At 62.8% G+C, this 18823-nt stretch carries 15 protein-coding genes, 1 tRNA gene and 1 pseudogene; 9 read left to right on the top strand and 8 right to left on the bottom strand.

Annotated elements, in window-relative coordinates; all coding sequences use genetic code 11:
* Positions 1 to 21: 21 nt before the first annotated feature.
* Positions 22 to 1167, bottom strand: a complete 1146-nt coding sequence (locus ACEQXE_RS05130; RefSeq protein ID WP_370177874.1) for a M20 family metallopeptidase — start codon at positions 1165 to 1167, stop codon at positions 22 to 24.
* A 116-nt stretch (positions 1168 to 1283) separates the two neighbouring features.
* Between ACEQXE_RS05130 and ACEQXE_RS05125 the strand changes: the two genes are divergently transcribed.
* Both ACEQXE_RS05125 and ACEQXE_RS05120 read left to right on the top strand, forming a co-directional pair.
* Positions 1284 to 2348 (top strand): FecCD family ABC transporter permease, encoded by a 1065-nt coding sequence (locus ACEQXE_RS05125; protein ID WP_370177873.1) that lies wholly within the window; start codon positions 1284 to 1286, stop codon positions 2346 to 2348.
* A gap of 2 nt (positions 2349 to 2350) precedes the next feature.
* The gene (locus tag ACEQXE_RS05120) at positions 2351 to 3139 is read left to right on the top strand and encodes an ABC transporter ATP-binding protein (protein ID WP_370177872.1); all 789 of its coding nucleotides are present in this window, start codon (positions 2351 to 2353) and stop codon (positions 3137 to 3139) included.
* Between the two features lie 68 nt (positions 3140 to 3207).
* Here ACEQXE_RS05120 and ACEQXE_RS05115 read toward each other — a convergent pair whose 3' ends face one another.
* Complete coding sequence (locus ACEQXE_RS05115; RefSeq protein WP_370177871.1) at positions 3208 to 4620, bottom strand: YncE family protein; 1413 nt, start codon at positions 4618 to 4620, stop codon at positions 3208 to 3210.
* A 58-nt stretch (positions 4621 to 4678) separates the two neighbouring features.
* Positions 4679 to 5833, bottom strand: a complete 1155-nt coding sequence (locus ACEQXE_RS05110; RefSeq protein WP_370177870.1) for an ABC transporter substrate-binding protein — start codon at positions 5831 to 5833, stop codon at positions 4679 to 4681.
* Between the two features lie 116 nt (positions 5834 to 5949).
* Between ACEQXE_RS05110 and ACEQXE_RS05105 the strand changes: the two genes are divergently transcribed.
* From ACEQXE_RS05105 to ACEQXE_RS05090, 4 genes are all read left to right on the top strand, one after another.
* Positions 5950 to 6804, top strand: a complete 855-nt coding sequence (locus tag ACEQXE_RS05105; protein WP_370177869.1) for an alpha/beta hydrolase — start codon at positions 5950 to 5952, stop codon at positions 6802 to 6804.
* A 304-nt stretch (positions 6805 to 7108) separates the two neighbouring features.
* Entirely contained in the window at positions 7109 to 7888 is a 780-nt protein-coding gene (locus tag ACEQXE_RS05100; protein ID WP_370177922.1) for an ImuA family protein, read from the top strand.
* Positions 7797 to 9356, top strand: coding sequence for a DUF6504 family protein (locus tag ACEQXE_RS05095; RefSeq protein WP_370177868.1), 1560 nt, complete (start codon positions 7797 to 7799; stop codon positions 9354 to 9356). The genes ACEQXE_RS05100 and ACEQXE_RS05095 overlap by 92 nt, the downstream gene beginning before the upstream one ends.
* Entirely contained in the window at positions 9356 to 12781 is a 3426-nt protein-coding gene (locus ACEQXE_RS05090) for an error-prone DNA polymerase (protein WP_370177867.1), read from the top strand. Before ACEQXE_RS05095 ends, ACEQXE_RS05090 begins: the two co-directional genes overlap by 1 nt.
* A 248-nt stretch (positions 12782 to 13029) precedes the next feature.
* On the opposite strand, the gene ACEQXE_RS05085 is transcribed toward ACEQXE_RS05090, so the two are convergent.
* Positions 13030 to 13119 (bottom strand) — tRNA-Ser (locus ACEQXE_RS05085).
* Positions 13120 to 13291: 172 nt separating this feature from the next.
* Here ACEQXE_RS05085 and hspQ point away from each other — a divergent pair.
* Complete coding sequence (gene hspQ, locus ACEQXE_RS05080; RefSeq protein ID WP_370177866.1) at positions 13292 to 13672, top strand: heat shock protein HspQ; 381 nt, start codon at positions 13292 to 13294, stop codon at positions 13670 to 13672.
* Positions 13673 to 13687: 15 nt separating this feature from the next.
* Here the strand turns inward: hspQ and ACEQXE_RS05075 are convergent, their stop codons facing one another.
* Positions 13688 to 14566, bottom strand: coding sequence for an ABC transporter permease (locus tag ACEQXE_RS05075; RefSeq protein WP_370177865.1), 879 nt, complete (start codon positions 14564 to 14566; stop codon positions 13688 to 13690).
* Between the two features lie 89 nt (positions 14567 to 14655).
* Between ACEQXE_RS05075 and ACEQXE_RS05070 the strand changes: the two genes are divergently transcribed.
* Positions 14656 to 15342: a GcrA family cell cycle regulator gene (locus tag ACEQXE_RS05070; protein ID WP_370177864.1), complete on the top strand. Its 687-nt coding sequence runs from the start codon at positions 14656 to 14658 to the stop codon at positions 15340 to 15342.
* Positions 15343 to 15404: 62 nt separating this feature from the next.
* A pseudogene (locus ACEQXE_RS05065) lies at positions 15405 to 15938 on the top strand (DUF1993 family protein).
* Between the two features lie 25 nt (positions 15939 to 15963).
* On the opposite strand, the gene ACEQXE_RS05060 reads toward ACEQXE_RS05065, so the two are convergent.
* From ACEQXE_RS05060 to ACEQXE_RS05050, 3 genes are all read right to left on the bottom strand, one after another.
* A complete protein-coding gene (locus ACEQXE_RS05060; RefSeq protein WP_370177863.1) occupies positions 15964 to 16644 on the bottom strand; it encodes a spermidine synthase in 681 nt (226 codons plus the stop codon).
* Positions 16645 to 16700: 56 nt separating this feature from the next.
* On the bottom strand, positions 16701 to 17927 hold the full coding sequence (locus ACEQXE_RS05055) for a GTP-binding protein (RefSeq protein ID WP_370177862.1): 1227 nt from the start codon (positions 17925 to 17927) through the stop codon (positions 16701 to 16703).
* Positions 17928 to 18086: 159 nt separating this feature from the next.
* On the bottom strand, positions 18087 to 18823 hold a 737-nt coding region (locus ACEQXE_RS05050; RefSeq protein ID WP_370177861.1), incomplete at its 5' end, for a S1 RNA-binding domain-containing protein.

Raw genomic sequence — 18823 nt, 5'->3', positions numbered from 1 at the left:
TCGCGCTATTGCGTCGCGTGCCTACCCCAGCCGGTCCTTGACCAGCGTTGAGAAAATGCTCGCCGCGACCGTCAGCAGGCGGTCGTCGAACCGGTATTGCGGGTTGTGGCACATGGCACTGTCCTGCCCCAGGAACAGGTAGGCGCCGGGCGCTGCCTTGAGGAACAGAGCCATGTCGTCGGTAAACGGGAACGGCGGATGATCTCCAACCACGCCGCTCTCTCCCAGCACCTTCGCACACGCGTTGGCGGCATTGCGCGCAGCATCCGGGTGGTTCACGCAGGGCGGCACTTCCGCCTCGATATGCAGCACGATCTCGCATCCGGTTAGCGCCGCGATCCCGTCGCAGGCCTGCCGCAGGCGATCGAGCAGGCCTTGTAGGATTTCGGGTTCGAGCGCGCGCAGCGTCCCGCTGAGTGTCGCGCTGTCGGGGATGATGTTGTGCGACGAACCTGCCTGTAGTGACCCCACATTGACCAGTGCGCTCTGCGTCGGGTCGACATAGCGCCCGACCAGAGAGGATATCTCGACCGCCAACCGCGCAGCAGCCTGCAAGGGGTCGGTCGCCTTGTAGAACGCTGCGCCGTGCCCGCCGACGCCGCGCACCTCGATCCGCCAGATCGCATAGCCGTTCAGCACCGCGCCTGCGCGCACGCCAGCCTGCCCCGGCTCAAGCAGCGGCATATTGTGGAAGGCATAGACCTCGTCGAAGGCAAACCGATCGAGCAGACCGTCGGCGATCATCGCCTTCGCACCCTCGCCCGTTTCCTCCGCCGGCTGGAAGATCAGCACCACCCGCCCCTTGGCCGGAGGGTTCTGCGCAAGATATTGCGCGGTGCCGAGCAGCGCGGTGGTATGCCCGTCGTGCCCGCAGCAATGCGCGGCACCCGCGTTCCGGGATCGGAACGGAAGATCGTTCTCCTCCTCCATCGGCAGCGCGTCCATATCTGCGCGCAGGGCAATGCTGGGGCCCGGCTCGTTGCCCTCGATCACTGCGACCACGCCAGTGCCGCCGATCCCGGTGACCGGGTCGAGCCCGAATTCGCGCAGGCGATCGGCCACGAAAGCCGCAGTTCCCGTTTCCTGCATCGAAAGTTCGGGGTGCTGGTGCAGGTGTTGCCGCCATTGCGCGAGCGTATCGGATCGGGCGGCAATCTGTTCGATCATGGGTATGTCTTTCTTTGACCTTGCGGCGCCTGCTATTGCGAACCGGATGCAGGATTACAACCGCTCTCCGATGGGATCGGCTTGACACATCGGCAGGCTTGGTCAACCGCGCCGCCATGCCGCCTCGCAACCAGCCCGAAATGCGCGCCGAAGCGATCGATTCCTACCTGCGAACCGCCAGGCGCAGGGCGATTATCCTCGTCGTATTGCTGCTGGCATGCTGCGTAGGGCTGGCGCTCGATATCTCGACCGGCCCGTCGTTCCTGCCGCTGGACCAGGTGTGGGACGGGCTGTTCCGGCCCGACCGGCTGGATATTCCCGCACAGGTCATCATTCGCGATGTGCGCCTTCCGATTGCGCTGATGGCGCTGCTGGTGGGGGCCGCGCTGTCGCTGGCCGGCGCGGAGATGCAGACCATCCTCGACAATCCGCTGGCCAGCCCGTTCACTCTGGGCGTGTCTTCCGCCGCATCCTTCGGCGCGGCGCTCGGCATCGTACTCGGCATCGGCATACCCGGCCTTTCGCCCGACTGGATCGTGCCGGTGAACGCCTTCCTGTGCGCGTTCGGTTCGGTCGTTCTGCTGGAGGCGCTTGCCCGCAGCCGCGCCGCCGGAACGCAGGGCATCGTGCTGTTTGGCATCGCGCTGGTCTTCACCTTCAACGCGCTCGTCGCACTGATCCAGTTCGTCGCCTCGCAGGAGGCGCTGTCGCAGCTGGTCTTCTGGACGATGGGTTCGCTCTCGCGCGCGACATGGTCGAATGTGGCGGTCCTGGCCATTGTCGTCGCCGCCGTGATCCCGTTTTCGATGCGTGCGGCCAATGCGATGACTGCGATGCGGCTGGGCGAAGACCGTGCGCGCAGTTTCGGCTTCGATGTCCGCCGCCTGCGCATGTTCTCGCTGCTGCGGATCAGCGCGCTCGCAGGCACGTCGGTAGCGTTCGTGGGTACGATCGGGTTCGTCGGGCTGGTCGGGCCGCATATTGCGCGGTTGATACTCGGGGAGGATCATCGCTTCCTGCTGCCCGCATCGCTGCTGTGCGGTGCCCTGCTGATGTCGCTGGCATCGGTGGCGAGCAAGCTGATCGTGCCCGGGGTGCTGCTGCCTGCGGGGATCGTTACCGCGATGATCGGTGTGCCGGTGTTCCTCATCCTGATCCTGCGCCGGCCGGACCGGGTGTAAGCATGGACGATCAGGCCCCTCTCATCATCGCAGGAATCAGCGCAGGCTACCGCAAGGTCACTGTGGTGGAGGATTTCAGCCTCGCCCCGATCGCGCCGGGCGAGGTCGTCTCGCTGCTGGGCCCCAATGCTGCAGGCAAGACGACAATCCTGCGGTCGCTGGCAGGGCTGCACAAGGCCAGCGGATCGGTGCAGCTGGGCACGCGCGAACTGATGGACATGCCGCTGGCCGAACACGCGCGTTACGTCACCTACATGCCGCAATCCCTGCCCGACAGGGTGGGTCTGACGGTGACCGAGGCGGTGATGAGCGCGCTGCGCGCCGGGCCTGCGGACGATTCCGCAGCGAACATGCGCGACCTGCTCGACACGGCGATGGAGGTTATCGAACAGGTCGGCATCACCCACCTTGCCTCGCGCGAGCTGGGCCAGCTCTCAGGCGGTCAGCGCCAGCTTGCCTCGCTGGCACAGGCGCTGGTCCGGCGCCCCCGCGTGCTGCTGCTGGACGAGCCGATCAGCGCGCTCGACCTGCATTACCAGCTGAAAGTGATGAAACTGATCCGCCAGATCGCCAGCTCTGACGCGATGACCGTCATCATGGTGCTGCACGACCTAAGCATGGCCGCAAGGTGGTCAGACAGGGTGGTACTGCTGGCCGATGGCAAGGTGGAGGTCGAAGGCACGCCCGAAGAGGCGCTGACGGCGCAGCGACTGGCAAAGGTCTACCAAGTCAGCGCTGCGGTGACGCGCGGCGAACACGGCCTGTCCATCGCCATTCACGACACGATCTAACGCGGACAGGAAAAAGGGGCGGAACTCGCCAGAGCCCGCCCCTTTTGTGCATTCAGACTCTTCCCGCGTCAGTCCTTGGGTCGGATGCGGGTAATCATGTCGCCATCGTCGCCGCCGCGCTTGTCCACGACATAGACCGTGCCATCCGGTCCACCGGCCACGTGGTTGGCATATTTCACGCCGCCGAAATTGGCCACCAAGTTGCCGTCCACGTCGACCACGCCGACCATGCCGCCATTGCGCGCGGTTGCGTAGGCGAGGCCGGTATCGGCATCGAACATCACGTTAATCGGGTAGGATCCGAAATAGGTGTGCGCGACCAGATCGCCGGTCTCTTCGTCCATGATCGTCACGCCGTCTGTGTCGCGGCCAACCACGAAGATGCGCCCCGTCGCCGGGTCGTGCGAAACGCCGATCGTGGCCCGTCCGCCCGGTACGGGAAGAACCTTCGAAACTTTGTCGGTCTGCGTATCGATGATCGCGATTTCCTCGGTCGGGATGCTCGCGACATACAGCTTGTGCGCTTCGGGATCGAGCGAGAGCGAGGCCGTACCCACGCTCTTGCCGCGCTGCGGCGTGTCGATCGTGATGACCGCGACCTGCTCCAGCGTGCGGGTGTCGAACACATACACATCCGGCGTCATCGACGCGGTGACGTAGGCTTTGCCCAACTCCTGGTCGATCACCACATCACGCGAATGATAGACCGCACCTTCGTCGAACTGCTTGACGAGGCTGAGATCGGACTGGCGATAGACCGCCACCGAGTTCTGGAAGGTGTTGGTCACCCAAATGGTGCCATTGGCGTCATCCACACCGATACCGAACGCCGCATAGACCTGATCGGTCATCATGGTGCCACCGCGTCCGCGCCGGTCGGGCGCTGCCGGGGGCGTCACTCGAGCGGTCACCTGCATCGTCGCCGGGTCGATCTTGACGATTTCAGATTTGATGGGATCGCCGAACGCAGTCGCAGCGGCGAACAGCGCGCCGCTCGCTTCGCTGTAGGCGGACTGGTACAGGCCATTGGTCGGGTTCGTGGCGAGCACCTCGAAGCCATCCACGCCCTGCTCGGCGACCTGCGGCCAGACCTTCAGTTCCTCGACCAACGCCGAATAAGGCTCTTCGGTGAAAATCACGATCTGATGGATGCCCGGGGCAGCGTCCGCCGGCAGCGTGATCTCGGCCTGGACCTTGCCGTCCGCATCCGCAGTCAGCGGACCGTCGGTGAGCGCGGTATCACCGTAAAGGATAGACACGCTTTGCGAAGGGCGAAAGCCCTCGCCCGCGACCTTGACCACGGTGCCCCCGACAACCGGCGCACCGCGCTCGGCGGTCGAAAAGCTTACCTTGGGGGTGGAAACAATATCGGTCTCGCCGAAGGTTTCCTGCGCTTGCGCAGCCATTGGCAGCGCGCTCGCTCCGGCGAGGGCCAGCACGGCAATGCCGTTCATCAGGGCTTTCTTGGTCGGACGCATCATCTTCTCCTGCGAAACGATTGGTCGGTCTGGCGCGGGCCATGTGCCCCCGCACGATGGTTCAGAGCGCTATCCAGTAGGTCCCCTCGAAGGGGATCCCGAGATAGTCGGTATTGATAGATTCCAGTGTCTCCGCCGGATCGAGATCGGCAAACAGCTCCGGGTGCAACCATTGGGCGAATGCTTCGATCGCGACGATATCGAGCGGGGAATTGAGGAGCTGGTGCGAGAAGCCGAAGGCCTGCCCCTCGCGCACGGCTCCAAGGCCAGCGATACCCCGCCGCTGCACGACTTTCGCCAGCGATTGCCGCGCTGCTTGCTGCGAATAGCCCGCGCCCAGCTCCAGTCCGCCACGCTGCGCAAGATGCGGGCCGCCGGTGCCTATATAAATGTCCGGATCGCGGGACAGGACATATTCGAGGCTCAGCTTGCCAGAACTTTGGGCGATGGCATCCGCCCCGATATTGTGCCCCCCGACCAGCTCCAGATACTCGCTGGCATTGCCGCTGCCCGGGGAATTGCAGCAATCGGGGCTGCCACCCGCGTGCGCTTCCATGAAAACCAGCTTGCGATCCGCTTCCGGCATATCCGCGAGACGGCGCCGGATCAGATCGATTTTCTGCTTCCGGTAGGCGAGGAACCGCGCTGCCTTTTCCTCCTGCCCGGTCACTTCGCCAAGGATGGTCAGGCTTTTCTCAAGGTTCGCCATCGGGCTGGTGAAGAAATCGAGCATCACGACAGGAATGCCTGCCTCCTCGACCCGCGCGATCTGCGCCTGCGTCAGCCCGCTTTCGGTGGAGAGGATGGCAATGTCAGGGCGCGCGGCGATCAGCGATTCGACATCGAATTCCTGCGCCGAACTCGCGATGCGCGGCAGCTCTTCGAGACTGGGCGATTTCTCGAGGAAGGCGGCGTAGCCTTCGTCCCCCAGCCGGTTCGCGTCATGCGCCCAGGCCGCCAGCAGCGATCCGGGATCGTCATGCAGCAGCGCGAGCGCGATCAGATAGCGGCTATCGTCGATCGCAAGCCGCTTCTTGGGTCCGTCGATCACGACCTTGCGGCCCTGCACGTCGACCACCGATTGCCCCTGCCCGTCCGATGCAGTTTCATTCCGGTCCGAACACGCAGCCAAAGCGATGCCAAGGAAGATGGCGATCAGGACCGATGACTTGCAGTATGATGCAAGCGTGTTCAGCAGGGTGTGGAAGGTGGACATTCTGCCTGAGCGCTATCGGAATCGATCTTGGGTGGCGGCTGGAAATTCCCTCGCCTAATTGCGAATGATTGTAAAGAGCAATTACGGATCGCTAGCCCAAAGGGACTGGTTGGAACATGCAGGAACTAAGCACTTCGATCGGGCAGGCTGCCAAAATGCCCTGCACTGCGATGCACGCGTGGACGATCGCGTCGTCCACGACGGGCGCAACCTACAGGATTTACGCGACGCAACCGGAGGGCATGCCGCCCGAAAGCGGCTGGCCAGCGATCTTCCTGCTAGACGGCGAAGGGCTGTTCGGCACGGTGAGCGAAGCCATTGCGCGGCTATCGCGCAGGGCGGACGCCACAGGGGTAAAACCGGCGGCCACGATCGCCATTTGCGCCGAACCGGTCGCAAGCGTGGACGTTCGTCGGAGGGATTTCGGCACCCCCTCCCCCGATCCGCATGGCGCAGGTCCGTCATCGACAACACAACCTCAAGGCGAGGAATTTCTGCAATTCCTCCATACCGCACTGGTCCCGGCGCTGGTCGAGGCGATGCAACTCGATGGTCGGAAGCTTTCGCTCTACGGCCATTCGCTGGCAGGCTTTTCTGCCCTCAACTCGTTCCTGAGCAGTGCCTCGCCGTTTGCGCGCTTCGCCGCAATCAGCCCCTCGATCTGGTGGGATCGGGAGGGGCTGTATGCCAGGCTCGATCACGCGGACACCGGAAACCGGCGAATTTTCCTCGCGGCGGGCGAGTGGGAAGAAGCACTGCCGCCATGGCAGGCGCGCACCGAACAGGCCGAAAGCATTCTCGCCAGGCGACAAGCACGTCGCATGATCCGGAACGCGCGCGAAATGTCAGAGCGGATCGTGGCCAGATCGGGCGCGGTCGCGGCAACCTTCGCATTCTTCGAGGATGAGGATCACGCCTCAATCGTCTCCCGGTCCATTGCACCGGCACTGCGCTTCATATCCGTGGAATGATCGTCAGATTGTGCATCGGGAAGAAGCGAAGAGAACGGGCGGGAGATCGGGAACATGGCGAAGAGGACGAATTCGAGAAATGGTCAGGAGCGGATGCCAATCCTGCTCGCCGAGCGTGATTGGACGAGTTGGCCAGATGACTTGGTGGCAAGGCACGCGCGCTTTGTGTGTCATTCGAGGGCGTGCTGACTGTCGAACGAACCGATCAACCTTGAAGTGCACGGTAAGACATGAGGCTTGATCGAATACGGAAACGATGAGAACATAATAGGAACTTAGCCCAAAGCCGATTCGTATTCACCCTGTGCCTGATGTCGATGCCTTGCCCTCACCTACCAATGACGTGCGCACGCACAACATCGCACTATTGCGTGCAACGGAACTTCCCATCGCACGCGCGAGCGCCGGTGCGCAATGGTCGCCGGATTGCGAACTCCCGCCAAGTGTATGGGAGCTTTTTTCTAGTGTGGACCATGCGGCGGGCGAGGCGCTGGCACTGGGTTTTGCGCAGATGCGAGCAAGCAGGGACGAAGCATCAAAGCCGTGGCTGTGGATACAGGATGCGCAGAGCATCCGGCACAGCGGGAGGCCGTTTCTTCAAGGGCTACCGGCCCAGCAGCGTCACAGGTTTATCCATGTGGAAGCCCGTCATCCTGCCGATGCGCTTTGGGCGATGGAAGAAGGCGTAAGATGCGACGCGCTGTCTTTTGTCATAGGCGAGATTGCGGGCGATCCGAAGGTTTTGGACTTTACCGCAACACGGCGGCTTGTGCTCGCCTCCGAGCGCCATGGCGTGCCGCTTTATCTATTAAGGCGCGGGGGGACCGCAGACCTTTCAGCGGCGCGATTGCGCTGGCGGGTGGGCCCTGCGCCCTCTGCCCCGCACCGTTGGAACGCGGTTGCGCCGGGGGCCACCCGAATAGCGGCAGAGCTATTTCGTGGGCGAGGCCTGAATCCGGATCAATTTGTGCTCGAACACGCGGTCGGCACAGATGAGCCAAACGCCACGGCGGGCCATCGTCTCACTCTGGTTTCCAAACCTCGCCAGCGACCGGTGGATCCGGAACGCCGCCAGACGGGGTGAGGATAATGCGGGGCTGCAGCCTGTAGTCCTCGTCACGGAAACCGCGCACGGCCCGGTTATCGATGCGACGAGCCCACTCGCGTGCGAAGCGGGCGCGCGGGCTGGAATGCGTCTGGCAGATGCCCGGATGCTGTCCCCACAACTGCTTGCCATCCCGTCTGATCACGAAGGCAACCAGCGCGCTCTCGAACGCATGGCGATTGCCGCACAGCGTTGGGGTCCGTGGAGCATGGTCGACGGTGCGGATGCGGCTTTGCTCGATGTGACAGGAACGGCGCACCTGTTTGATGGCGAGGCGGAGATGCTGGCCGAAATCGAAGAGCGGTTTGCAATGCAGGGCTATACGTGCCGCAGTGCGCTGGCTCCGAATGCCGGTGCCGCCTGGGCGCTTTCACACTACGGGGCAGATCGGCCTGTTGTTCTTGATCCGGTTGCGCTGCCCTTGGCGCTTGGCCCGCTTCCGGCAGCGGCTCTTCGCGTTAATGATGAAACGAGACTGCTGCTCACACGCCTTGGCCTCAAAACGATCGGCGATGTGATGAATGTTCCGCGTGAAAGCCTCGCGCGTCGCTTTCGCAATCGTCGCGCTGCCGAGGCAAATCCGCTTGTGCGTCTTGATCAGGTTCTGGGCAAAACGCACGAACCGCTAGTGCCGCTGGCGGATGACCCGCCGCTCGCCGTAGAACGCCGTCTGATTGAACCACTGTTGGCGCTTGATATGTTGACGCGCATCACGGCGGATCTAGCCGAAAATTTGGCCTATACTCTGGAAGCCGAGCGCAAGGGCGCACGGCGCTTGGCTTTATTGCTCTGGCGTGTGGATGGCGACATCATCTGCCACACGGTCGAACTAGCGGCCCCCTCGCGTGATCCCGCACATCTGGCACGGCTGTTCGAGGACCGGCTTGAGGGGATCGAAGCCGACTTTGGGATCGATCAGGTGCGTCTCGTCGCGGTCTGGGCAGAACCTCTGGATCAGCAGCAAAATCGCCTTGATACGACGTCCCCCACCGGCAGTACGCTTCCGGTTCTTCTCGACCGGCTGGTCACGCGGCTCGGGGAAGGTCGCGTTTCACGGTTTATTGCATGCGGAAGCCATCTGCCAGAACGGGCGCAAAGGCGCGTTGCGCCAGGCATTGGCCACGCGCCGGTCCAATATGATCTTGGCTTTCACCAGCGCCCACTCAAACTGCTCGCACGGCCAGAGCCAATCACCGTCATTTACGCGACGCCGGAGGGCCTGCCGCGCCGCTTCCGCTGGCGTGGCGGCCTGCATAATATCGCCAAGGCTGAAGGGCCGGAGCGGATCGCACCCGAATGGTGGCGGCAAAAGGCGCGTGCCCGCCTGCGCGACTATTACCGGATCGAAGACGAGGCAGGGCGGCGCTACTGGATCTATCGGTACGGGCTGGTCGGCGACGGACGTGGCGGGCCGCCCGACTGGTATCTGCACGGGTTTTTCGCCTGATGCCTGACCAGCCGCTTACCCCTGATCGCCGCACCTTGGCGCGGATCACCGACGAGGATTTCAACGGGAATCCGCCTGCCGATTTCGTCGAGCTCGGCGTAACGAGCTGTTTCTCGTTCCTGCGGGGCGCTTCGGACCCGGTGGACCTTGTGCTCTCCGCTTTCGGCATGGGCTACGACGCAATCGGGATTGCCGATCGCAATACGCTGGCAGGCGTGGTGCGCATACATACCGAGGCAAAGACTGCACGCATGCGGCCAGTGATCGGCTGCCGTATCGTCACGATGGAGGGCTGGCACTTCCTTGCTTACCCCACCGACCGCTCGGCTTACGGGCGGCTCTCGAAATTGCTCTCCGCAGGCAAGATGACGACGCTTGGAGGTGAATGGCAGGACAAGGGGGAGACCCATATCGATCTGGCCATGCTGGCCGATCACGCAGAAGGGATCGCGCTGATCCTCATGCCGCCCGATGTGCTGGACGAACCCTTCGAGGCGACGCTGGGCGATCTGTCCGAACGCCTGCCTACCCTGCGCCACATCGCCGCCGCCTATCTCTATCGCGGAGACGACATCGCCCGGATCAACCGGCTCGATCATCTTGCCAGGGCCCACGGGCTTTCCATCCTTGCGACCAACGACGTGCACTACCATGCGCGCGAACGGCGACCCTTGCAGGATGTGATGACCTGCATCCGCGAAAAGACGACCATCGGGCAGGCAGGGTTGCTGCTCCACGCGAATGCCGAGCGGCATCTCAAGCCGCCTGCGGAGATGATCCGCCTTTTCGCTCAGTGGCCCCACGCGATTGCTGCCACCCGCGAAGTGGCCGATGCCTGCGATTTCAGCCTCGATGAGCTGGCCTATGAATATCCGGACGAGCCGATCCCGAAGGACCGCACGCCCGATGCGCATCTCGCCGAACTGGCCCGGCAGGGCGCGCAGCAGCGTTACCCCAAAGGCGTGCCGGAAAAGGTCGAGCGCCTGATTGCGCGAGAGCTGGACCTGATCGGGAAGCTCAAGATTGCGCGCTACTTCCTCACCATCAAGGACATCATCGATTTTGCCCGGAGCCAGGACCCGCCGATCCTGTGCCAGGGGCGCGGCAGTGCGGCCAATTCTGCCGTTTGCTATTGCCTCGGCATTACTGCCGTAGATCCCGACGAACACGAGCTATTGTTCGACCGCTTCATCTCCGAAGAGCGCAAGGAGCCGCCCGACATCGATGTCGATTTCGAGCACGAGCGGCGCGAGGAGGTGATCCAGTATATCTACCAGCGTTATGGTCGCCATCGGGCAGGCTTGTGTGCAACGGTGATCCATTACCGCCCGCGTATGGCCATCCGCGAGGTCGGCAAGGTGATGGGCCTATCCGAAGACACCACGTCTGCCCTCGCCCGAACTGTGTGGGGCAGTTACGGCAAGGAAATCGCGGAGAAGCATACCGCAGAGGCTGGGCTGGACATGCGCGATCCACACCTGCGCCGTGTGCTCAAGCTGACCGAACAAATGATCGGGATGCCGCGTCACCTTTCGCAGCACGTGGGCGGCTTTATCCTGACGCAAGGCCCGCTGACCGAAACAGTGCCCATCGGCAATGGCGCCATGTCGGACCGTAGCTTTATCGAATGGGACAAGGATGACATCGATGCGCTCGGCATCCTGAAGATCGATGTGCTGGCGCTTGGCATGCTCACCTGCCTGCAAAAAGGCTTCGACTTGCTGCGCGCCCATCATGATCGCGACCTGACGCTCGCAACGACGCCGCGCGAAGATCCGCGCGTTTACGACATGCTGGTAAAAGGCGACAGCTTGGGCGTTTTCCAGGTCGAGAGCCGCGCGCAGATGAATATGCTGCCTCGCCTGAAACCGCGCCGCTTCTACGATCTCGTGATCGAGGTTGCGATTGTGCGGCCAGGACCGATCCAGGGTGACATGGTGCATCCTTACCTCAAGCGCAGGCGTGGCGACGAACCGGTGATCATTCCCAAGCCATCGCCCGCCCACGGCCCGCCAGACGAACTGTCCTCGATTCTCCAGCGAACATTGGGTGTGCCGATCTTTCAGGAACAGGCGATGAAGATCGCACTGGATGCGGCGAAGTTCTCCAGCATCGAGGCCAATCAGCTGCGCAAGGCCATGGCGACCTTCCGTAGCCGTGGCATGGTCGATGAATTGCAGGACAAGATGGTCGGGCGAATGATCGATCGCGGCTACGATCCAGAATTTGCCGAACGCTGCTTCAACCAGATACGGGGCTTCGGGGAATATGGTTTTCCCGAAAGCCACGCGGCCAGTTTTGCGCATCTCGTCTACGTGTCGAGCTGGATGAAATGCCACTACCCGGCAGCGTTTGCCTGCGCGCTCCTCAACTCCCAACCCATGGGCTTCTACGCGCCAGCGCAGATCGTTCGCGATGCGCAGGAGCACGGGGTCGAGGTTCGCGCCGTCGATGTAAACGAGAGCGGGTGGGACAATACGTTGGAAGCCTTGGTCGAAGGTTGCGTGAAACCGCCGATGCGGTTGGGCTTTCGCCAGATCGACGGTTTCAAGGAAAGTTCTGCTGCCCGCCTGATCGCCGCGCGTGACACTGGTGGACCCTATCGCAGCGTGACCGAATTGCAGGAACGGGCGAAGCTCTCTCCCAGCGTCATCGAGAGGCTGGCTGCTGCCGATGCGTTCCGATCAATTGGGCTCGACCGGCGTCAGGCGCTCTGGGATGCGCGTGCACTCAAGCCGCTTGTCGATCTACCGCTGTTTGCCGCCGCCAATGCCCGCGACGAAGGCACAGAACGCGCGCAGCATCTTTTGCCGCAGATGCCTTTGTCGGAGCATGTGGTCGCCGATTACCTGACCACCCGCCTCAGCTTGAAGGCGCACCCGATGCACTTCCTGCGAGGTGGCCTGCGCGAACGCGGGTTCACAGCAAGCGGCGATCTGAGGAGCAAGAACTTCCGTTCAATGGTGAAGATTTCGGGCGTGGTGCTCATCCGCCAGCGACCGGGCAGCGCCAAGGGTGTTTGCTTCATCACGCTGGAGGACGAGACAGGCGTCGTGAACCTCGTGATCTGGCCCGACATGATGGAGCGATACCGGAAGGTCATCATGGGCGCTCGCCTCATGGAAGTGACGGGGAGGCTGGAGATGGATGACGAAGTGCTCCACGTCATCGTTACAAGGATGGAAGATGCTACTTGGCGGCTATCCGAATTGAGCGACGACTTGTTGTCGCCACAGATTTCACGTGCGGACGAAGTCAACCGCCCCTTGCGCACCATGAGCGCTGCCAAGCGTGAAGTCGCGATTGTGCCCAAGGCCGCCAATGCCGATTGCGCACCGCGACAGGTAAGACGGACCCTGCGTGCACCACAGCCATCGCACCCGCGCAATGCCCGCATTCTCCCCAAAAGCCGAGATTTCCATTGATTGGCTGCTAAGCCCTCGCACCTCAGCAACCCATGCCATTTGCGGGTCTAGGCTCCATTAGGATGGTGTCTAAACCGGAATTGCCCGCCTAAAATAGAAGGTACCGTTCCTGACGTAGAGGTAATCGCCCCGGTCGATCTTTTTCACTACGCGGCTCGCCCACTCGTAGCAGTTCTTGTAGCAAATCTCCCAGCCCAACCCCCCTGGCTGAAAGGGTTTTAGCATAAATCGGGGGGTCAAAGTATGAGTGGCGGAGAGGGTGGGATTCGAACCCACGATACGGTTACCCGCATACCGCATTTCGAGTGCGGCGCATTCGACCTCTCTGCCACCTCTCCGCTAAAAAAGGGGCGCTTGGATAACACGGGCCAATGCCGTGCCAGAAGGCCGGGAGCGGCGCAGCTAGCCTAATGAAGCCGCGCTGCCAAGCCCCCACGAAGGGGCGCGATATCGACACCGGGCGGCGGGTACCCATTGTACAGCGCCCTTCGGCAATCTACATTCGGCAAAATGCAGGTCTCGCAGTTCTTTTCACACCAAGCCGGGCGCCAGATCGTGGTGCCCCTTACCCGGCAGGCGCGATTCGGCGTCGGCGATGTGGTGCGCCACAAGATGTTCGATTTCCGCGGCGTGGTGTTCGATATCGACCCCACCTTCGCCAACAGCGAGGAATGGTACGAGGCGATCCCCGAGAATATTCGGCCGGGCCGCGACCAGCCGTTCTACCACCTCTTCGCCGAGAGCGACGATTCGTACTATGTCGCCTATGTCAGCCAGCAAAACCTCGTCGCCGACGGGCCTGCAGGGCCTGTCGATCATCCCAATATTGTCGAGATGTTCGATGAATTCGCCGACGGTCGCTACCCGATGCGCCGTAGCCTGACGCACTGATCTCCCGACGGCGCGTCAGGAGCGGATTTTCCACCCGGATCTGAGCAGGGCGAACGCCGCTAGCGCCAGCACCACATTGAGCCCGAGCAACCCCGCACCGGCGAGCACCACATCGCTGGTGCCGTTGCCGATATCGCTTTGCCCGATGAAGCCGTAGCGGAAGCCCGAAATCACGTAGAAGAACGGGTTGAAGTGGCTGATTGTGTAAAACGGCTCCTGCAACCGGTCGAGTGTGTAGAATGTGCCCGAAAGCAGGCTGAGCGGCGCGACGACGAAGTTGGTCACCGCCGCGTTATGATCGAACTTCTCCGCCCAGATCGACGCCATCAGGCCGAAAAAGCCGAGCATCAGCGCGCCCATCAGGCCAAACCAGACAATCGCCCACGGGTGCGCGACCATCAGCTTGGCATCCGGATAGAGGAAGATCGCAAGGGCCACCGCGCCGCCGACGAGCACACCCCTCGTGACTGCGGCGCCGACGATACCCGCCAGCAACTCGCCATGCGAAAGCGGTGGCATCAGCAGGTCAATGATCGTCCCCTGGATCTTGCCCGACAGGAAACTGAAGCTCGAATTGGCGAAGCTGTTCTGCATCATCGCCATCACGATCAGGCCGGGCGCAAGAAAGCTTTCGAACGGCACGCCGAGGATCTCGCGCCCGCCCCGCCCCAGCGCGACGGAGAAAATCACCAGGAACAGCAACGTCGTGAAGGCGGGAGCCCACACGGTTTGCGTCTGCACCTTGAAGAAGCGTCGCACCTCCTTGCGATAGAGGCTCCACAGCCCGATCCGGTTGATCCCGTGGATGGTCGGCTCGCCCCATGGCGGCAGGCTGTTCGGCACGGCTTGCCGTGTTGCGAGGGGTTGTTCGGCGGCTGACGCTTGATCGCTCATGTCCCGCCGCCTAAGCCGGTCAGCCAAGGGTGGCAACCCGGGCCGCGAATGCCTAAGTACACGGCCAAGGCTACACAGATGGATTTTCGATGAGTTGGACTGAAGAGCGCACCGCGACCCTCAAGCGCATGTGGGAAAGCGGCGCCACTGCGACCGAGATCGCCAAGGAACTGGGCGATGTTTCGCGCAATGCCGTGATCGGCAAGGCGCACCGGCTGGGGCTGAAATCGCGCCCCTCTCCCGTGAAATCGGCGGACAAGAAGAAGGCTGCCCCCAAGGCCAAGCCTGCACCCAAGAAGAAGGCAGCGCCCGCGCCAAGCCCGACGCCGACGCCAGCTCCGGTTGCTGCGAAGCCTGCCGCCCGCCCTGCGCCTGCACCCGCGCAAGGCCCGGCTGCTCCTGCCGCGCCAAGTCAGCCGCAGCAACCCGCATCGAGCACGCCTCGCATCGTGTCGGTCGGCCCCGGCGGGTTCCTGCGACAGGGCCCGGGCGACCAGCAGCCGCCGATCCCGCCTGCACCGCCGCGTCGGCTCGTGCCCGCGAAGCCGGACCCGTCGATCGCTGACAAGACCAGCCTGCTCGATCTGTCGGACAAGGTCTGTCGATGGCCCATGGGCCACCCGGGCGAGCCCGATTTCCACTTCTGCGGCGAAGCGGTGAACCCCGGCTTCCCCTATTGCGTCGAGCATTGCGGCCGGGCCTATCAGGCACAGCTGCCGCGCGGTGCGCGCCGTCCCCCGCCCCCGTTGCCCTATGGCGGCCCGCGGGTACGCTAAGTCAAATCTCAGAAGCCCGCCGATGCGATGTCGGCGGGCTTTTTCATATCCGGAGAAAACCGATGTCCTTCACCCTCTACGATGCCTTCGTGCCCACCACTCGCCAGTTGCTGGGCGCCTTGCCCGGTGTAATCGCCAAGGCAGAGCAGCATGTCGCGGACAGCGATTGCACGGATGACGAATTGCTGGGGGCGCGGCTGGCATAGGATATGTGGACGTTGCCCTGGCATGTACGTTCGTGCTGGGTCCACAGCAGCTATGCGCTCGACCAATTGCGCGGGACCGAGTTCACGCCCGACTTCACGCAGATCCCCGATAGCTGGGATGCGATGCGCGCAATGATCGCGGAGGCGGAAGCGCGCTTGGCTGCTGCCAAACCGGAGGAGCTGAACAATATTGCCTCGCGCAAGATCGACTTCGTGCTGGGCGGGGAAACGCGCTTCACCCTACCGGGCGAACGCTTCCTGCTCGGCTTCAATCTGCCCAATTTCCAGTTTCACACGACGACCTTCTACGACATCCTTCGCATGAAGGGTGTTCCGCTGGGCAAGCGCGATTACATGGGCGATCCGTCGGGCCCGATGTTCCAGGGCTGACGCTCTCCTCGCGGACGGTCCAGCCCTAGCGCTTGCGCGCAAACCAGATCGTGTGGCGGGGGCCCTTGTTGTTGGGCCGTGCACGCACTTCGCGCACTTCCACCTCCAACCCCGCGTCCATCAGGCGCCGGGTAAACTTGTGGTCGGGCGCAGCCGACCAGACCGCGATGAGCCCACCGGGATTGAGCGCTTCCTTCGCCTTGGCGATGCCTGTGCGGGTATAAAGGCGGTTGTTGCTGTCGACCACGATCCCGTCCGGGCCGTTATCGACATCGAGCAGGATCGCATCGAACTTGGCACATGTGCCGTCGTTCGCATCGTCGATCAGCGCGGCAACATCGCACAGGATCACCTCCCCGCGCGGATCGTCGAGACTATCCCCTGTCAGTTCGACGAGCGGCCCCTTCGCCCATTCGAGGATATCGGGGACCAGCTCGGCGACGGTCACGCTCCCACCAGCAGGCAGTTTCGCCAAAGCGGCGCGGTAAGTGAAGCCCATGCCGTAGCCGCCGATCAGGACGCGCGGCTTAGGTGCGGACAGCTCGTCCAGGGTCAGCACCGCGAGCTGTTCTTCGGAGAACTGCATCCGCGTACCCATCAACTCGTCCCGGCCGAGCATAATGATGAAATCGCGCCCGTGGCTGATGAGCGTGAGCGATTCTCCGCCGGGGATCTGCGCAGTGGCGATGGTTTCGCGGGGTAGCATGCGCGCTCCTTAAGCGTGCTCCCCGCCAGACTCCAGCCGTGTTTCCCGCGCCGGGGTCAGGCGCTTTCCAGTTCGGTTTGCGCGTCCCCCCACGCCGGGAAGGGATCGTGCATGTCTTCCCATGCCTCGGGCGTGAAACCGGCTGCATCGACAAGGCATTCGTCGAGAGCCTTTGTGATGCGCGCCTGATCCATGGCGATGCCGATGAAGACCAGTTCCTGTCGCCGATCGCCCCAGGTCTGGTCCCAGTGCTTGACGACGAACTGCTCGAACATGCCATCATCGGGCCAGCGGTTCTTGGGCACCGCAGCCCACCAGCGGCCCATTCGGCTGACGCTCTTTTGATGCCCCGCAATGGCGAGTTCTCCCAGGAAATCGGGCCGCGTCGCGAGCCAGAAGTGGCCCTTCGACCGGATCACCTTGTCCAGATCATTGCCGGTCAGGAAGGCGTAGAACTTTGCCGGATCGAAGGGCGCGCGAGCGCGGTAGACGAAGCTCTCCACGCCATATTCCTCGCTCTCCGGCCGATGGCTGGCGAAATCGTATAACTCCTTGAGCCACAGCGGATGCTCCGCCGATTGCTCTTCGTCATACAGGCCCGTGCCCAGCACGCTGTCGAGGCCGACCTTGCCGTGGTCGGCCTCGATAATGCGGGCCCCGCCATTGAGCGAAGCGACGACCTTCTTGACCATTGCCAGTTGTTCCGCGCTGACATCGCTCGCCTTGTTAACGATAACCACATCGGCAAATTCGATCTGTTCGACCAGCAGGCTCACAAGACTGCGATCATCGCCCTCGCCCGCCGTTTCACCGCGCGCCGACAGCAGATCGCTGCTCGAATAGTCGGCCAGCAGATTCACCGCATCGACCACCGTTACCATCGTATCGATCTGCGAAACATCGCCGAGGCTTTCGCCCGCCTCGTCGCGGAAGGAGAATGTGGCGGCAACCGGCAGCGGCTCCGAAATGCCCGTGCTCTCGATCACCAGATAGTCGAACCGCCCCTCTTCAGCGAGCGTGCGCACTTCCTTCAGCAGATCGTCGCGCAATGTGCAGCAGATGCAGCCATTGGTCATTTCCACCAGCCTTTCTTCCGAACGCGACAGGCTCGCTTCGCCCCCGCGCACGAGATCGGCATCGATATTCACTTCCGACATATCGTTGACGATCACCGCAACGCGCTTGCCCTCCTGATTGGCGAGAATGTGATTGAGCAGGGTTGTCTTTCCCGCGCCGAGGAAGCCGGAAAGGACAGTGACGGGGAGGCGTGCGGGTGCATTCATAGGTCAAAAATCCAAGGCTAGCATGAGATATAATATCATTACTATCTGGATCGATCACTTTCAACCTCTGCCCGGATCGCACCAATGAAAAGGGCCGCGAAGGATTGCTCCCTCGCGGCCCGGTTATCTCGATCCAGCCTGTGCTGGAGGTTCAGAGTGTCAGTCGTCGTCGCGCAGGAAGGCGGGCATGTGCGCCGCACCGTCGCCGCCATTGTCCCCGTCGCCCTTGTCGCGGCGCGGACCCCGGTCGCCACGATCGCGGCGCGGGCCACGATCGCCACGGCCACCGCGACGGTCGCCACGGTCACCGCGCGGCTTGTCGCCACGCGGTTCGCGCGGCGGGCGGGTGTCTTCCAGCTCGTCGCCTTTTTCCTGGTCGACGACGCGCATCGACAGGCGGACCTTGCCGCGCTGGTCGATCTCGAGGACCTTGACCTTAACTTCCTGGCCTTCCGACACGACGTCGGTCGGCTTTTCTACGCGCTCGTTCTTCATTTCGCTGACGTGGACGAGACCGTCCTTGCCGCCCATGAAGTTCACGAATGCGCCGAAGTCGACGATGTTGACGACCTTGCCTTCGTAGATCTTGCCGACTTCGGGTTCCTCGACGATGCCGAGGATCCACTTCTTGGCGGCTTCGATCTGGTCGCTGTCGGACGAGGAGATCTTGATCACGCCTTCGTCGTCGATGTCGACCTTGGCACCGGTTTCGGCGACGATCTCGCGGATCACCTTGCCGCCCGTACCGATCACGTCGCGGATCTTCGACTTGTCGATCTGCATGGTCTCGATACGCGGAGCGTGCTTCGAAACGCCCGTACGTGCCGAACCAAGCGCCTTGGCCATCTCGCCGAGGATGTGCTGGCGACCGGCTTTCGCCTGTTCCAGCGCCTTGG

The organism is Alteriqipengyuania sp. (assembly GCF_964222115.1).
In the GTDB taxonomy this organism is placed as follows: domain Bacteria; phylum Pseudomonadota; class Alphaproteobacteria; order Sphingomonadales; family Sphingomonadaceae; genus Alteriqipengyuania.
This window is presented reverse-complemented; position numbering and strand designations above follow the sequence as displayed.

Bases quoted from the DNA above. Each gene is read 5' to 3' on its own strand.
- ACEQXE_RS05130 (WP_370177874.1), bottom strand. From the start codon at position 1,167: ATGATCGAACAGATTGCCGCCCGATCCGATACGCTCGCGCAATGGCGG.
- ACEQXE_RS05125 (WP_370177873.1), top strand. From the start codon at position 1,284: ATGCCGCCTCGCAACCAGCCCGAAATGCGCGCCGAAGCGATCGATTCC.
- ACEQXE_RS05120 (WP_370177872.1), top strand. From the start codon at position 2,351: ATGGACGATCAGGCCCCTCTCATCATCGCAGGAATCAGCGCAGGCTAC.
- ACEQXE_RS05115 (WP_370177871.1), bottom strand. From the start codon at position 4,620: ATGATGCGTCCGACCAAGAAAGCCCTGATGAACGGCATTGCCGTGCTG.
- ACEQXE_RS05110 (WP_370177870.1), bottom strand. From the start codon at position 5,833: ATGTCCACCTTCCACACCCTGCTGAACACGCTTGCATCATACTGCAAG.
- ACEQXE_RS05105 (WP_370177869.1), top strand. From the start codon at position 5,950: ATGCAGGAACTAAGCACTTCGATCGGGCAGGCTGCCAAAATGCCCTGC.
- ACEQXE_RS05095 (WP_370177868.1), top strand. From the start codon at position 7,797: ATGAGCCAAACGCCACGGCGGGCCATCGTCTCACTCTGGTTTCCAAAC.
- ACEQXE_RS05090 (WP_370177867.1), top strand. From the start codon at position 9,356: ATGCCTGACCAGCCGCTTACCCCTGATCGCCGCACCTTGGCGCGGATC.
- hspQ (WP_370177866.1), top strand. From the start codon at position 13,292: ATGCAGGTCTCGCAGTTCTTTTCACACCAAGCCGGGCGCCAGATCGTG.
- ACEQXE_RS05075 (WP_370177865.1), bottom strand. From the start codon at position 14,566: ATGAGCGATCAAGCGTCAGCCGCCGAACAACCCCTCGCAACACGGCAA.
- ACEQXE_RS05070 (WP_370177864.1), top strand. From the start codon at position 14,656: ATGAGTTGGACTGAAGAGCGCACCGCGACCCTCAAGCGCATGTGGGAA.
- ACEQXE_RS05060 (WP_370177863.1), bottom strand. From the start codon at position 16,644: ATGCTACCCCGCGAAACCATCGCCACTGCGCAGATCCCCGGCGGAGAA.
- ACEQXE_RS05055 (WP_370177862.1), bottom strand. From the start codon at position 17,927: ATGAATGCACCCGCACGCCTCCCCGTCACTGTCCTTTCCGGCTTCCTC.